The organism is Caballeronia sp. M23-90 (assembly GCF_053574605.1).
Genome location: NZ_JBSIPA010001033.1, coordinates 1 through 272 on the forward strand (window position 1 = coordinate 1; position 272 = coordinate 272).

At 59.9% G+C, this 272-nt stretch carries 1 protein-coding gene; it reads left to right on the plus strand.

What is annotated here, in order from left to right; genetic code table 11:
- Positions 1-272, plus strand: a 272-nt coding sequence (locus tag ACRXB1_RS37660; protein ID WP_449494972.1) for an Hsp70 family protein, incomplete at both ends; no start/stop codon positions are given.

The following is a 272-nucleotide window of genomic DNA, read 5'->3' on the forward strand; positions in this document are numbered from 1 at the left end:
AACAAGCTGCTGGGCGAGTTCAACCTCGAAGGCATTCCGCCGGCAGCACGCGGCACGCCGCAGATCGAAGTGAGCTTCGACATCGACGCGAACGGCATTCTCCACGTCGGCGCGAAGGACAAGGCGACCGGCAAGGAAAACAAGATCGTCATCAAGGCGAACTCGGGTCTGTCTGACGCCGAGATCGACAAGATGGTGAAGGATGCTGAAGCGAACGCTGACGAAGATCATCGTCTGCGTGAACTGGCCGACTCGCGCAATCAGGGCGACGC